At 40.3% G+C, this 13,802-nt stretch carries 9 protein-coding genes; 8 read left to right on the top strand and 1 reads right to left on the bottom strand.

What is annotated here, in order from left to right; all coding sequences use genetic code 11:
- Nucleotides 1-112: 112 nt before the first annotated feature.
- The gene (locus tag Q0779_RS16010; protein ID WP_298774035.1) at nucleotides 113-1,063 is read right to left on the bottom strand and encodes a hypothetical protein; all 951 of its coding nucleotides are present in this window, start codon (nucleotides 1,061-1,063) and stop codon (nucleotides 113-115) included.
- A gap of 285 nt (nucleotides 1,064-1,348) precedes the next feature.
- On the opposite strand from Q0779_RS16010, the gene Q0779_RS16005 reads away from it, so the two are divergent.
- From Q0779_RS16005 to nosD, 8 genes are all read left to right on the top strand, one after another.
- The gene (locus Q0779_RS16005) at nucleotides 1,349-2,620 is read left to right on the top strand and encodes a methyltransferase (protein ID WP_367180820.1); all 1,272 of its coding nucleotides are present in this window, start codon (nucleotides 1,349-1,351) and stop codon (nucleotides 2,618-2,620) included.
- A gap of 361 nt (nucleotides 2,621-2,981) precedes the next feature.
- A complete protein-coding gene (locus tag Q0779_RS16000; RefSeq protein ID WP_298774032.1) occupies nucleotides 2,982-4,031 on the top strand; it encodes a 3-oxoacyl-ACP synthase III in 1,050 nt (349 codons plus the stop codon).
- Nucleotides 4,032-4,126: 95 nt separating this feature from the next.
- Entirely contained in the window at nucleotides 4,127-5,032 is a 906-nt protein-coding gene (locus Q0779_RS15995) for an alpha/beta fold hydrolase (RefSeq protein WP_298774031.1), read from the top strand.
- A gap of 47 nt (nucleotides 5,033-5,079) precedes the next feature.
- Nucleotides 5,080-6,843 carry an olefin beta-lactone synthetase gene (gene oleC / locus Q0779_RS15990; RefSeq protein ID WP_298774029.1) on the top strand — a complete coding sequence of 588 codons (1,764 nt, stop codon included), beginning with the start codon at nucleotides 5,080-5,082 and terminating at the stop codon, nucleotides 6,841-6,843.
- The gene (locus Q0779_RS15985) at nucleotides 6,840-7,967 is read left to right on the top strand and encodes an NAD-dependent epimerase/dehydratase family protein (RefSeq protein WP_298774028.1); all 1,128 of its coding nucleotides are present in this window, start codon (nucleotides 6,840-6,842) and stop codon (nucleotides 7,965-7,967) included. Before oleC ends, Q0779_RS15985 begins: the two co-directional genes overlap by 4 nt.
- 426 nt (nucleotides 7,968-8,393) lie before the next feature.
- Nucleotides 8,394-10,511 carry a transcriptional regulator NosR gene (gene nosR, locus Q0779_RS15980; RefSeq protein WP_298774027.1) on the top strand — a complete coding sequence of 706 codons (2,118 nt, stop codon included), beginning with the start codon at nucleotides 8,394-8,396 and terminating at the stop codon, nucleotides 10,509-10,511.
- 51 nt (nucleotides 10,512-10,562) lie between these two features.
- Nucleotides 10,563-12,461, top strand: a complete 1,899-nt coding sequence (nosZ, locus tag Q0779_RS15975; RefSeq protein WP_298774026.1) for a TAT-dependent nitrous-oxide reductase — start codon at nucleotides 10,563-10,565, stop codon at nucleotides 12,459-12,461.
- A 10-nt stretch (nucleotides 12,462-12,471) separates the two neighbouring features.
- Nucleotides 12,472-13,779, top strand: a complete 1,308-nt coding sequence (nosD, locus tag Q0779_RS15970) for a nitrous oxide reductase family maturation protein NosD (RefSeq protein WP_298774024.1) — start codon at nucleotides 12,472-12,474, stop codon at nucleotides 13,777-13,779.
- Nucleotides 13,780-13,802 lie beyond the last annotated feature (23 nt).

Raw genomic sequence — 13,802 nt, 5'->3', positions numbered from 1 at the left:
CTAATTATGCAGCTTGTGAGTTTAGCATTTTATTGAGTATGACAGGTAGCCTTAAAGACCGCTTTAAACTAAGCGGTCTTTAAATTTCTCTTTGCTTTAAAAGGTAGGCTTCTTATTTATCACCGTGATCAGGCACGCAATAGGTAGCCCATGGCAAATAAACGGGGACTAAGCCTGCTGGGCACGGTCTGACTGCATCAACAATCTCTTCAACGGCGTCTGCAAGCCCTGATAAATCGTAACCTACATGGAGTACATCGCCTCCTGTCTCTTGTGCTAATCGTTCACCCGGTGTTGAAGCTGCAGTTAATGCCGCTTGCTGTAGGCTCACAGACAGTGGTTGCTGCATTTGAAAATCCATATATGTTTTGTCACCCCCCATTGCTGACGGTAAAGCATTGGGTTCAACTTGATAATAAATCACATTTTTTGACATCATGGCTGTGAGAGCGCTGTCAAAATCGGCGGGGGGATTCATGACCCCATTGTAGGGATAGTTAGGTTCAAAAGGCTCGTTATGAAACACAGCTGGCGTAGTGAAGTGAATGACAATCGAGGGTGAGTTGTCATTAAACCCTGTATTGGTTGGACTGATATCGCCGTGATCTAAAAAGCTGCCATTATTATTAAGATCCCGCCCGTGACCTGTTGTGACTTGATACAGAGCTTCTAATTGTGATTCTGGCCCATCGCCCCCCCAGCCAGACTCTAAATTATTGAGCGCTAAAATGAAAGGCTCTGTATTGCTGTCTAGCTGTGCATCCAGACGGTAGGCATATTCATCACTGCCGCCGTAAGGGGAGAAAGGAAAATCTAAATGTGAGGCCAATGCAAAACGAGTATGGGGATCGGCTAAGCGGAATTGATCAATGACTTCTTCTTGCATTCGAGTTTGCCAATTAGGTAGTAATGCACCTGTGCTGCCCGTTGTGTCTATGATGATCACAACATCAAGGGCATTGGCCATGGGAGCGGCTAATAAGGCTGTACAGAATGTTGTGCATGCTAGTGTTGTTTTGGCGAAAGAGCTTGCTGTTTTTGTTTTTTTGAAACGTGTTTTCATAATAAGTCCTAGTCCTTTAGTGATGACAAGTTTTATCAACTTGAAATATCCGATGTATCCATATCAGATGTGGTCGCTTATTATCGAATATCTGAATATTATTTGATAATAAGTTTAATGTCGACGTCCATATTAGAGATGAATAAAAGATTTGTCTATTATGCTTTCGGCTGTTTTTTTGTCATTCAAATGTATGAGCGGAAAAGGTGCTATTTATTACTCTAAAATGTGTTTTATAATCTCATCTTTGAGAATGTCATTGACGATTGAGGAGCGCTGGGGTGGGTGACACAGCAACAGAAGATGAAAACCCAAGATTTTAAAACACAATGGGCCAGTATAGATGCCTTGCTTTACCAAAGCCGTGATTTATGGCAAGTGATGGCATTTCACAGTGACGCTTTGCCTTGGCAAAATCGCTTTCCTGCCCTTGCAAAACGGGTGTGGAAATTGGAAGATATCCAGTTAGATACGCTTGATAAATCGCCGAAGGATTTGTTATCCGCTCTATTACCTGCGCTGCAAGAGGATTGTCGGCAATTTGATCTATCATGGGATTTGTCTTTATTGAGTCAATTACTTATTCCTCTTGAGCCTAGCATTAAATCAGACTCCGTCCTTTTATCTTCTCGTGATGAAGCGCATTTTAGTGCGCATATCAAAGGGCGTAAATGGCAACAAATTACGGCTTTTTCTCAAGCTGTTTTTAATGCTTTATCCAGCTGTCAATTACCTGTACTTGAGTGGTGTGCAGGAAAAGGCCACTTAGGACGTTTAATGGCCAAGGCGAAAGGCGTCAGCGTATTGAGCCTTGAATGGCAAGATAGTTTGTGTCAAGCAGGAATCACTTTTGCTCAAAAATGGGCACTGCCACAAACGTTTATTTGTGCTGATGCCTTTGCTGAGGGGAGGGATTATGTCAAAGAAAAGCAACTTGCCGTTGCCCTGCATGCCTGTGGCGATCTACATATAAACTTGTTGCAGTCAGCAACCGAAAGGCACACTCAAGCCATTGCCTTGTCTCCTTGTTGTTATCATTTAATCAAAGAGAAAGTTTATCAGCCTCTTTCTCAACAAGCTCAAATGAGCCATTTACAACTTAGCCGACATGATCTGCAATTACCGCTTCAGCACAGTGTTATTGCCAGTGAAAAACACAATGACTATCGCCTAAAGGAAATTGCTTGGCGGCTGGGTTTTGATACCTTACAAAAACAAATAAGAGGGCGTCATGATTATCTGCCTGTACCGAGCATGAAGCAGAGTCAGTTAAACGGGACTTTTAGTGAATTTTGTTGGTGGGCCGCAACCCAAAAAGGGCTCGTTTTACCCGATAATGTTAATTTTGACGCCTTGTTAGATCAGGGCTATGAACGCCAACGGTTAACCAGACGCATTGATTTGGTGGCACATTTATTTCGCGGTTTATTAGAGCGTTGGTTATTGCTGGACAGAGTGTGCTTTTTGCAAGAAGCCGATTATCAAGTGCATTTATCTCGTTTTTGTGATGTCAGTATTACTCCACGTAATGCATTGATTATGGCATCAAGGCGGTGATATCACGGGGAGTATTTTTTGCCTTTTTCTCATCCTTTTGTTTTGGTGTAAAAGTATGATGAAATGATTTATCTATTGTTGAGTTATTGTTTAGCTATTGTTTAACTGGAAGGGGAAAATGAGGCTTTGAATAAAAGGTGTTTAATATTTGTTCAGTCAAAGTCAAAATGATGAGCGTCGTTTAATGACAATATTGCTTACTTTTTCTTGATGGGGGCCTTGATGGGAATTTTTACTGTGTTTTATTTGAGGTTTTTATTGAAACTTCCCTGCTTTCTTGGTCAAATGAGCGGTTATCAGTAAATAATTAAGGTATTGACTCGGGATCGGGTTGGTACTGGTGAGTGAATAATAAGACTTCATGAAATATTCCCGCGTTTTTATCAATAGTCTGGCCTATGAATTGGCTCCGGAAGTGGTTTCTACTGCCGAATTAGAGTCTAGGTTAGCCCCTTTATACCAGAAATTTCGGATCCCTATGGGGCAATTAGCTGCATTAACGGGTATACGGGAGCGTCGCTGGTGGCCAAAGGGGCATCGGCTATCTGATGGTGCTTTAGCTGCTGCCCATAAAACCCTGATAGAAACTGGGGTAGAAGTCGATGATATTGGTGCGCTTGTTTATACGGGTGTGTGTCGAGATCAGCATGAGCCTGCAACGGCTTGCCGCATAGCAGCAGAACTTGGCATGTCTAAAAATACGGCGATTTATGATATCAGTAATGCATGTCTAGGCGTATTATCAGGCATACTCGATATTGCTAATCGTATTGAGCTTGGACAAATCAAAGCGGGCCTCGTTGTTTCTTGTGAATCAGCTCGCCATATTGTTGATATTACCATTGATAAAATGTTAGCTGAGCCGTCAATGCAAAACTATGCTCAATCACTTGCGACTTTAACGGGAGGTTCTGGTGCCGTTGCTGTGTTGTTGACTGATGGCAGTTTGCCGTTAATTAATCAACGTAGTCATCAGTTGTTAGGCGCCAGTCATTTATCGGCGCCGGAACACCATGACTTGTGTCAGTGGGGATTAGAAGAAGCGGGCCCACAACTTTATAGAGAATTTATGCGCACGAATGGCGTAAGCCTGTTAAAAGAAGGCGTCGCACTTGCCCGTCAGACTTGGGAGCACTTTTTATCTCAGCGAAACTGGTGTGTCGAGCAAGTCGATAAAGTGATTTGTCATCAAGTAGGCGAGTCTAATCGTAGGCAAGTGCTTAAGGCTCTTAACCTTTCACAAGAAAAAGAATTCCCTACTTATCAGACATTGGGCAATATGGGCACGGTCTCTTTACCTGTCAGTGCTGCGATGGCCCATGATCAAGGCTTTTTAAATAAAGGTGATAGAGTGAGTTTTCTTGGAATTGGAAGTGGATTAAATTGTATGATGTTAGGGCTTAAATGGTAGCCTTAAAGAAAGGAATATTATCATGCGCGTGATGAGTGTCATTCAATAAGCGTATGGCCTTTTCCCACAGTGAGAATTTGTACAATAGGACACACATGTTAGAAGATTTGCATCCGTTTAAACGTCATTTTTTGGATAGAAATGGTCATCAGTTACATTTTGTGAATGAAGGGGTTGGTGAGCCTGTTGTGATGGTTCACGGCAATCCGAGTTGGTCATTTTACTATCGTAATTTGATCACTAAATTAAGTGGTGAGTATCAATGTATTGTACCTGATCACATTGGCTGTGGCTTATCAGATAAACCCAATGATGTTGATTATGATTATACGTTGAAAAGTCGTATTGATGATCTTGAAGCTTTATTAGACAGTTTAAGCGTCAAGCAAGATATCACCTTAGTGGTTCACGATTGGGGGGGCATGATTGGCATGGGTTATGCCGCGCGTTATCCCGATAGAATCAAACGCTTAGTGGTGCTTAATACCGGTGCTTTTCATTTACCTCAAGAGAAAGCTTTTCCTTGGCCATTATGGGTTTGCCGTAATACGCTATTAGGCTCTGTGTTGGTAAGAGGTTTTAATGCTTTTTCTTCTATCGCCTCTTATGTGGGAGTGAAAAGAAAGCCCATGGCGCCCGCTATCCGTAAAGCCTATGTGGCACCGTTTAACTCTTGGGCAAACCGTATTTCAACATTGCGTTTTGTACAAGATATTCCCTTAGTAAAAGGGGATCGTAATTATGAATTAGTCTCTGAGATCAGTGAGAGTTTATCGCAATTTAATGATATTCCTATGGTGATTTGTTGGGGATTGAAAGATTTTGTGTTTGATAAACATTTTTTAGCCGAGTGGCGTACACGTTTTCCTCAAGCACAGGTTCATGAATTTGCTGATTGTGGCCACTATATTCTTGAAGATGCCACTGAAGAGGTGGTCAATCATATTGATGCTTTTATGTCAGCGAATCCTATTAAGACTGATACTGTGACTGCAGCCTAATGTTAAACCCAATAATAAGTTCAAATGCTGAGCCGAAGGCAAAAGCCATGCCATTGAATAGCGTCGATGAGGCTGTAGGTTCTCACAAGCAGACACGTATGAACTTATGTCGTCATTTGGTGCGTGCGGCGAAAGAAACACCGTCATTATTGGCGGTGGCAGTGCAAAAAAAACAAAAGCATATTCGTAGCTTACAATCATTAGTTTATGATGAAATGACCTTTTCGGAGTTGAATTTCAAAAGCGATCATATGGCTTTTTCTTTATTAGGCTATGGCTTAAAGCCTAGAATGAAAGCCGTATTAATGGTGACGCCTAGCATCGATTTTTTCGTCTTAACCTTTGCCTTGTTTAAAGTGGGTATTATTCCTATTTTTGTCGATCCTGGCATGGGAGTTAAAAATCTTAAACAATGCTTTGATGAGGCCGAGCCCGATATTTTTATCGGGATCCCTAAAGCACATCTGGCAAGGCGTTTGCTTGGATGGGGTAAGAAAAGCGTAAAACATTTCATTACTGTGGGGGGAACTCACATCGGGCGCTTCAGCCCATGGGGGGGCGTGCAGCTAGAGCAGCTGATTAAGCGGACACCTAAATCGGGTCGCTTTAGCATGGCGAGATTCGATGAAGATGATATGGTCGCTATTTTATTTACCAGTGGCAGTACCGGGACACCTAAAGGTGTGGTTTATTCTCATGGTATGTTTGAAGCACAAATTCGTGCTTTAAAGGATGATTATGATATTCAAGTGGGAGAGCGAGATTTAGCCACTTTTCCATTGTTTTCATTATTTGGTCCCGCATTGGGAATGGCATCGATTGTGCCTGATATGGATGCCAGTAAACCTATTACCGCCGATCCAGCACTCATTTTTGCGGCAATAGCGCGTTATCAATGCAGCAATATGTTTATTAATCCCGCATTAATTGAGCGTTTAGGCAAAGCGGGATTAGCGCAAGTTCAAGAGCAAAAAACGAAAGGGCTTAGTAGTATAAGCAGTATCAAAAGGGTGATTTCTGCTGGTGCGCCGGCGACGATCAGTTCTGTGGTGCGATTTGGGCAACTATTATCTAAAGAAGCCAAAATTTTAACTTCATATGGTGCGACTGAATCTCTCCCTTTAAGTCAAATTAGTCATCATGATCTCCTCAATACTCGTGATGTGACTGATAATGGTGGTGGGATCTGTGTGGGCGAAGCCATTGGCGGTGTTGAAATTAACGTGATTGATATTACTGAGCACCCCATTAAGCAATGGCAAAACCATTTGTGCTTGAAGCCTTATGAGGTGGGCGAAATAGTCGTTAAAGGGCCTATGGTCAGTCAATCATACTATCGAAGAGAGCAGGCGAATCAGTTAGCCAAAATTGTTGATGGTAATGCAATACGCCATAGAATGGGGGATTTAGGTTATCTGGATGACGCAGGAAAACTGTGGATGTGTGGTCGAAAAGCGCATCGAGTGGTTGTTCAATCAGGTGAGAAGATAAAAAATTATTATTCGATTCCCTGTGAACGCATTTTTAATACTCATGTTCGTGTGAAACGTTCAGCCTTGGTTGGCGTGATAGTCGATGGTAATACGACACCGTTAATTTGCATTGAGAGTGAAACGGCTTTAACAAAAGAAGCACAAAAAACGGTAATTGCAGAGCTCACTTTATTGGCTGGTGAACATCAAGTCACATTGGGGATTGTCCATTTTTTGTTTCATAAACGGTTTCCCGTTGATATTCGTCACAATGCTAAAATTTTTAGAGAGAAATTAGCCGTATGGGCGCAACAAGAAATGGTGGCTAGCGGTCAATGACAATACAAACACAAGTCCTTCTTTTTGAACAATTACATCACAAAGAGCAAGCCGCTTTAATTCAGCTTAAGTCACAAGTGAACCGCGTGTTTGTCACTGGCGCAGGCGGCTTTTTGGGGCGGGCGATTTGTGAACGCTTGATTGCTGCTGGCATTTTGGTGACAGGGTTTGCAAGGGGGCGTTATCCTGAGTTGGAAACACTTGGCGTGACCATGATCCAAGGGGATATTAGTGATAAAGTCGCGCTGACATCCGCCATGCAAGATTGTGATCTAGTCTTTCATGTGGCCTCTAAAGCGGGAGTGTGGGGCAGTCAGCAAAGTTACTGGAGTGCGAATGTTCTTGGGGCTGAGAACATTATTGCCGTTTGTCGTGAGTGCGCTATTCCAACGCTTGTGTATACCAGTACACCGAGTGTGACATTTTCAGGGAGTGACGAAATCAATATTGATGAAACGGCCCCTTATGCTAGTCAATTTTTAAATCATTATGGTGAGTCTAAAGCCATAGCAGAGCAAAAAATGCTTGCAGCCAATGGCAGTGCGTTAGCTAATCATGGTGTGTTATTCACAGTGGCATTAAGGCCGCATCTTATATGGGGGCCAAAGGATCCGCATTTGGTTCCACGAGTGATTGAAAGAGCACAAAAGCGCAAGTTAAAATTGGTGGGTATGCAAGATAAGAAAGTCGATACGCTGTATATTGCTAATGCGGCTTACGCTCATGTATTAGCGGCGCTAGCCTTGGTTTCACCGAGTTTTAAAAATCAAGCAGCCGATACTCAAGCGGCAGGTAAAGCTTATTTTATCAGCAATGATGAACCCATCACTATGAGCGATATGTTAAATCGTATTTTAAGCTGTAAAGGATTACCTCAGGTGACAAAAAGAGTACCTGCTGGTCTTGCTTATCTTGTTGGTGGGGCTTTAGAAATGATTTATGGTTTATTGAATAAACAAAATGAGCCGATTATGACCCGCTTTGTGGCAAGACAGTTGTCAACACATCATTATTTTAATATTACTGCGGCCAAACAAGATTTAGGATATGAAGCCTTAATCAGTATTGATCAAGGTATGGTGCTGTTGAAAGACTGGCTTGATCGAGATCAAAAAAAGTATTAATAATTTAATGCTAAGAGTGAGCTTATTTTTTCATTGATATTAACTCTTAGCATGAATGAAATGAATTTTATTATTGCCTTTATTATTCTGCTTTCCCTTATTGTTATTAGGTTTGATACGTATTAGTCATTATTAATTAATTCTATTACATTTGGCTAATGTGACTTATTGGTTCACCTTAACAGTAAAAATAAAAAATAGTATTCTAGATGAATGTCACATACCGTAATATTTAATTACTGTATTGTTTATTACTAAGATAAACGAATTATCAAAATAAACTAAGATATTATTTGTGGTTTTATATTAGTTGGTTGACATGCTTTGATGTTATGGTCGTTATTAATGACTCTATTTTTTTAGATGGATTTAGATTTAGCTATTGCTCTATCACTGTGAGGCTTTATTGTTAAAGGGAACTCTGTAATGCCCATAATATATCGGTTTTTATTAAAAATAAGCTTGAATACTTTCTTTTGTTTTATTTTTATCTCTCCTAGTTATGCTGTTTTTATCGCCCCAGCTAAAGCCCCTCTACCGATCATTAAATCACTTTTTCCTACAGCAACGGATATCTCGGCTAAGCAGGGTTCTATCCCTATTCGAACGGTTTTTCAAGGTAGTAATATTTTGGCATATGTTTTTGAAACTAATGATATAGATCCCATTCCAGCTTATTCCGGAAAACCTATTAATGTACTCGTGTCGATCAGTCCAAAGGGGAAATATATCGCGGCTCGAGTATTAGAATATCATGAGCCCATTTTGTTGGTGGGCATTCCTGCGTCTAAGTTATCTGAATTTACTCAGCAATATGTGGGCTTATCGATAAAAGACAATGTCAGTATCGGTGAAAGTAAGAATAAAGATAATGAGGTTATAGACGGTTTATCGGGGGCGACGGTGACTGTCATGGTCATGAATGAGTCGATCACTAGATCGGCGACTAAAGTTGCGATTAAATTGGGACTCATCAAGGCACCTGATGATACGAAACAATCATTAGCGACTATCAATAAAACCTTATTTAAAATAGAAGACTGGCAAACATTGACAAGTAACGGCTCAATTCAACAACTTCATCTTACTAGGAAAGAAGTTGATACTGCATTTATCGGTACCTTAGCCGAGGGGGACAATAAGAAACAATATTCTGAAGAAGAGGTGTTTGCTGATATTTATTTTACATTATTAGATATACCCACTATTGGACGCAATTTATTAGGAGATGAGAACTATCAGCGCTTAGTGGGTACGCTTAAAGAGGGCGAGTATTTACTCGGTGTGTTTGGTAATGGGTATTCTTTTAAAGGTTCTGGTTATGTTAGAGGGGGAATATTTGATCGTATTCAGTTACATCAACAAGGGAAAAGTATTTCTTTTCGAGATGTTGATCAAGAAAGGATTATGGACCTTTATATTAATGGGGTGCCAAAATTTAGTGAAATGTCGGCGTTTAAAATAAAAAAGAGCTATGACTTTAATCCTAGAGAGGAATGGCAATTAAGTTTATTAATACGTCGGCAAACAGGCCCTATAGAGAGTGTTTTTACTCGTTTTCAAGCCAATTACAAGATATTACCTCAGTATATCAATAATCCTGCTTCAGTGAATGAAGTACCGAGGTTATCGTTAACAGAGCAAGTATGGGCAAATAATGCTGTTGAGGTGACACTGTTATTAGGGCTTATTTTTATATTATTTTTAGTGCTCTTTCTGCAAGATGTGTTGGTTCGTTATCCCCGTTTCTTTAATCCATTTCGACATGTTTTTCTCGTTTTTACGGTTGTTTGCATCGGTTGGATCTGGGGAGGACAGCTGTCTATTGTGAATGTGTTCACCTTTTTACAATCACTGATGTCGCATTTCTCTTGGGATCTATTTTTGCTTGATCCCGTTATTTTTATACTCTGGTGCGCTGCAGCCGTGACGGGCTTATTATGGGGGAGAGGGGTGTATTGTGGCTGGCTATGCCCTTTTGGCGCCTTACAAGAGTTAGTCAATGTGTTTGGCCGCTATGTCAAACTACCTCAAGTGGAATTCCCTTTTGCAGTGCATGAGCGGTTATGGGCACTTAAGTATCTTATTTTATTAGTGCTATTTGGGCTTTCGCTGGATTCGTTGGCCGTTGCGGAACAGTTTGCTGAAATCGAACCCTTTAAAACGACTTTCTTGTTGAAGTTTAATCGTCAATGGCCATTTGTTGCTTGGGCAGTCTTTCTTATTTTATTGAGTTTATTTCATCGTAAAGCATTTTGTCGCTATTTATGCCCGTTAGGCGCAGCCTTATCGGTGAGTTCGAATATTAAATTATTTGATTGGTTAAAGCGGCGACCTGAATGTGGTACGCCGTGTAAAACGTGCGCTAAAGAATGTGAAATTCAAGCCATTGAACCAAGCGGGGTAATAAATACTCGAGAATGTCACTACTGCTTAGATTGTCAGGTCACCTATTTTAATGACGCTAAATGTCCACCATTAAAGAAAAAAGCCTATAAAAAACAGCAGAGCAAACAAGAAGTCATTCCAACAAGGATGCTTTAACTATTTTAATCGATGAATTACAGATGATTTATTTTAAAAGGGAGTGGTGCAATGAGTAATAATGATGACACTCAGAAGAAATCGAGTGAATTAACGCTTAAAAATAAAGACAGACGTCATTTTATGAGTAAAACGGCTGTGATTGGTGCAGGTGCTGTGGCGGCGCCGCTGAGTGCTGCGATGTTTAGTTCATTGGCCCAAGCAAAGGGAAAAGAAAATGAACATGGTTCGACAGTCAATCCTGGTGAATTAGACGAATATTATGGTTTTTGGAGTGGGGGGCAATCGGGGGAGATCCGTATTTTAGGGGTGCCATCGATGCGTGAACTCATGCGTATTCCTGTTTTTAATTTTGATAGTGCTACAGGCTGGGGGTTAACCAATGAAAGTAAACGTATTAAAGGTGACAGCGCGAATATAATGGTGGGGGATGCTCATCACCCTCATATGAGTATGACTGATGGGCGTTATAACGGGAAGTATGTTTTTATAAACGATAAATCAAATTCTAGAGTCGCGCGTATTCGTTGTGATGTCATGAAAACGGACAAAATATTAACGGTGCCGAATGCGCAAGCTATTCATGGCTTAAGAGTGCAAAAAGTCCCTGAAACCAAGTATGTCTTTTGTAATGGTGAATTTGAAATTCCAATGAATAATGACGGTAAAGCATCATTAGAAGATGTGGATAGTTATCGTTCAGTGTTTAATATGATTGATGCGGAAAAAATGGAAGTGGCATTTCAAGTGATGGTGGATGGTAACCTTGACAATGCCGATGCGGATTTTGATGGTAAGTACTTTGCTTCAACCTGTTATAACTCCGAGCATGGAGTGACGTTAGGAGAAATGATCAGTGCTGAGCGTGATCATGTGGTGGTTTTTAATCTAGAACGATGTGAAGCTGCGCTTAAAGCGGGAGAATTTACCCTCTATAATGGCAATAAAATTCCAGTGTTAGATGGCCGAAAAGGGTCGAAACTGACACGCTACATTCCCATTGCTAAATCGCCTCATGGATTAAATACGTCACCGGATGGTCAATATTTTGTGGCGAATGGAAAGTTATCTCCTACGGTTTCTGTTATTGCGATTGCCAAGTTGGATGCTCTTTTTAATGACAAAATAAAACCGAGAGAAACGATTGTCGCCGAGCCAGAACTCGGATTAGGACCATTACATACCGCCTTTGATAATAAAGGTAATGCCTATACGACATTATTCATTGATAGCCAAATCGCTAAATGGAGTGTTGCGGACGCAATAAAAGCGCATCAAGGCGAAAAGGTTAACTATATTCGTCAAAAACTCGATGTACAGTATCAACCAGGGCATAACCATACTTCTCAAGGAGAAACACGTGATGTTGATGGAAAATGGTTAGTTTGTTTATCTAAGTTTTCTAAAGATCGTTTTTTACCTGTGGGACCCTTACATCCTGAAAATGATCAACTCATTGATATTTCTGGTGATGAAATGAAATTAGTGCATGATGGTCCCGCTTTTGCTGAGCCTCATGACTGTATTATGGTACACAGAAGTAAAGTCCATCCTAAAAAAATCTGGGACCGTAATGATCCTATTTTTGCAGAAACAATCGAGATGGCTAAAGCCGATGGCGTGGATGTCATGACGGATAATACAGTCATTCGCAAGGGTAATAAGGTTAACGTATACATGACGTCTGTTGCGCCTGTATTTGGGCTGACAGAGTTTAAGGTTAAGTTGGGTGATGTTGTTACCGTTGTGGTGACTAACCTTGAACAAGTTGTGGATGTCACACACGGGTTTTGTGTGACCAATTATGGTGTGCAGATGGAAATAAGTCCTTATGAAACGTCTTCAATAACCTTTGTGGCTGATAAGCCGGGTGTGTATTGGTATTACTGTAATTGGTTTTGCCATGCGTTACATATGGAGATGAGAGGCAGAATGTTAGTCGAAGCTTAATGGGCATCACATGTATTTATTTTTTTTAACCTTGTTTAACTATAGAGGAAATACTAGGACGTTATTATTGTTAATACTGTCCTTGTATTCCCATGTTAGTGTTGCTGACGTTATTCGTGTGGATCCTGAAGCGGATCTGCAAGCCATTTTAGATGTGGCAAAAGAAGGCGATACCATTTCATTAATGGAAGGTGTTTTTTATGGCAACTTTATCATCACTCAAGCGGTGACTGTTAATGGTCACCAAAAAGCGGTGATTGATGCCCAAGGGAGAGGGCATGGCTTATTGCTAAAAAGTGGAAATGTGGTTATTGAAGAACTGACTATTATTAATTGGGGGGATGATTTAACGGAGCAAAATGCGGGGATTTATCTTGATGCTAGAGTCAGTAATATCATTATTCGTAACAATACACTAAGAGGTCCCGGTTTTGGTGTTTGGTTACAAAAAGGGAAAGATATCAATGTGGTTGGGAATACTATTAAAGGTGATCCTTCTTTACGTTCATCGGATAGAGGTAATGGAATACAGTTATCCGTTGTTAAGAATGTCGAGGTGATAGGCAATGAGATCAGTGACACTCGAGATGGTATTTATATTATTTCGAGCCAAGATAATATCATTGATAAAAATGTAATGCATGATTTACGTTATGGTATTCATTACATGTATTCCCATAGCAATAAAATAGAGTGGAATGTGGTTTATCAAGCACGTGCGGGATATGCATTGATGAGCTCAAAATCACTTATTGTTGAAAATAATATCAGCAGGGATTGTGAAGATTATGGTATTTTAATGAATTTTATTACGTCATCCACTATTCGTCATAATACAGTAAAAAATATTGTCACAAAACCTGAAAATAAAGTGATTGGGCGTGATGGTAAAGGCTTCTTTATTTATAATTCATATAATAATGTGATTAGTCATAATATCATCGAAAATGCCGAAATTGGTTTTAATCTGACTGCGGGATCAGAGAATAATAACATATTTAATAATGCGTTTATTAATAATAGGCAGCAAGTAAAGTTTGTTGCTAATCGACTTGAAAAATGGAGTTTAAACGGACAAGGAAATTATTGGAATAATTATTTAGGTTGGGATTTAAATCAAGATGGTATCGGTGATACTCCTTTTAAACCTAATGATGGGATCGATAAACTGATTTGGCAATATCCAGAAACACAGATCTTAATTAATAGTCCTGCCATATTGATGTTGAGATGGATACAAGCCCAATTTCCTTTGTTTCAATCACAGGGGATCCAAGATGATTTCCCTATGATGCAATTTAACTCACCCTATCCATAATGATTTAAGTAAACAGATAAGCA

It is taken from the genome of uncultured Shewanella sp. (assembly GCF_947491715.1).
In the GTDB taxonomy this organism is placed as follows: Bacteria; Pseudomonadota; Gammaproteobacteria; order Enterobacterales; family Shewanellaceae; genus Shewanella.
This window is presented reverse-complemented; position numbering and strand designations above follow the sequence as displayed.

What these genes read in the sequence shown, in the direction of transcription:
- Q0779_RS16010 (WP_298774035.1), bottom strand. Translation starts at nt 1,063, where the DNA reads ATGAAAACACGTTTCAAAAAAACAAAAACAGCAAGCTCTTTCGCCAAA.
- Q0779_RS16000 (WP_298774032.1), top strand. Translation starts at nt 2,982, where the DNA reads ATGAAATATTCCCGCGTTTTTATCAATAGTCTGGCCTATGAATTGGCT.
- Q0779_RS15995 (WP_298774031.1), top strand. Translation starts at nt 4,127, where the DNA reads ATGTTAGAAGATTTGCATCCGTTTAAACGTCATTTTTTGGATAGAAAT.
- oleC (WP_298774029.1), top strand. Translation starts at nt 5,080, where the DNA reads ATGCCATTGAATAGCGTCGATGAGGCTGTAGGTTCTCACAAGCAGACA.
- Q0779_RS15985 (WP_298774028.1), top strand. Translation starts at nt 6,840, where the DNA reads ATGACAATACAAACACAAGTCCTTCTTTTTGAACAATTACATCACAAA.
- nosR (WP_298774027.1), top strand. Translation starts at nt 8,394, where the DNA reads ATGCCCATAATATATCGGTTTTTATTAAAAATAAGCTTGAATACTTTC.
- nosZ (WP_298774026.1), top strand. Translation starts at nt 10,563, where the DNA reads ATGAGTAATAATGATGACACTCAGAAGAAATCGAGTGAATTAACGCTT.
- nosD (WP_298774024.1), top strand. Translation starts at nt 12,472, where the DNA reads ATGTATTTATTTTTTTTAACCTTGTTTAACTATAGAGGAAATACTAGG.